Here is a 1,349-nt window from a genome sequence, read left to right as displayed (position 1 = left end):
AGCATTTGAATGCTTCGGTTTGTCAAGGGTTCGCTGCGCCAGCTAAGTTGTTCTTAGGTTTAACTCAGGCTCTGGAGAAAATCAAGTGACGGCAAGATATGCTTTACCGGACTTCTGCAAAGCGTAAATCAGTCGTACGAGTTTCTTTGTGGCATGAGATAGGGCAACATTGTAGTGCTTGCCTTCAGCTTGCTTTTTGGTAAGGTATTCAGTAAAAACAGGATTCCAGTAACAGACGTATTTGGTTGCAGTGTAAAGAGCGTATCGAAGATAACGAGAGCCACGCTTTTCCATGTGTGCATAGCAGTTTGTGAGTTTTCCTGACTGGTATGTGGAGGGAGAACATCCAGCATAAGCCAAAACTTTGTCAGGAGAGTTAAAATTCGAAAAATCCCCTACCTCTGCAAGAATCATCGCAGCAGAATGAAATCCCATTCCGGGAATCGAAAGGATCGGCGGTTTCAATTCATCCATGATTTTCCGAATGGCATCTTCAATTTCATTGATTTCGGAGGTAAGTTCTTGAATGAGCTTAATGGTGTGCTTTAATTCCAAAGACTTAGCAGGCATAACAGAACCAATGGATGTTCTGGCTGCATCTCGGATATGAGTAGCTTTATCTTTTCGGTAATGGCCTCTGGATGTTTTCACGAGAATATTAGCTAATCTGGTCAGATGAGCTTCTGAAATCTGCTTTGCACCGGGATACTCACTGAGAAGTGCGTAGATTGAAGTGCCGTGGATAGACGAAACAAGCTGTTCCAATTCCGGAAACAGGATTGTAACCAATCTGGACACCGACTGCTTTAGTTTAGCGCGTTCCTGAACTTTATCAAATCGGTATCTCGTGAGTGACTTTAGTTCTTCGTTGTGATATGCTGTATCTGTGTAGGACTTGAGGTCTACATCGGACAACAGCATAGTTGCAATCGTTTTTGCATCCACACGATCGGTTTTAGTTTTGCGAAGACTGAGGCTCTTTCGATACAGGTTGGTATGCAAGGGATTCATGACATAGACGGGCAGATCATTGTCAAGAAGAAACCCAAGGATGTTGTAGCTATAATGTCCGGTAGCCTCAAGCCCTACTTTTATTTTGTCTGATTTTTGAGAACAGTCTTGGATTGTTTGTAGCAGACTTTTGAAACCATCCATGTTGTTGGGAATGGTAAAGCAATCGACAAGGGTCGTTCCTTCCGAATCGAGAATGCAACAGTCATGCTTATCTTTGGCAACATCAATTCCGACACAGACCATTTTATACCTCCGTTATATTATTCAATGCTGCTTAGGGCCACAGACTTCTTTGCTCTTGTAACCTCGTTCTAAATAAACCGTCTGGCGGTATC

At 43.0% G+C, this 1,349-nt stretch carries 1 protein-coding gene; it reads right to left on the bottom strand.

The genetic code is table 11. The annotated features are described in order from the left end of the window. Positions 1–81: 81 nt before the first annotated feature. Positions 82–1,257 (bottom strand): IS110 family transposase, encoded by a 1,176-nt coding sequence (locus tag J3352_RS14100; RefSeq protein ID WP_005928045.1) that lies wholly within the window; start codon positions 1,255–1,257, stop codon positions 82–84. Between the last annotated feature and the right edge of the window lie 92 nt (positions 1,258–1,349).

This window comes from Faecalibacterium sp. Marseille-Q4164 (genome assembly GCF_017377545.1).
Taxonomy (GTDB): Bacteria; Bacillota; Clostridia; order Oscillospirales; family Ruminococcaceae; genus Faecalibacterium; species Faecalibacterium duncaniae.
The sequence above is the reverse complement of the archived record's forward strand: the minus strand, read 5'-3'. Positions and strand labels throughout refer to the sequence as shown.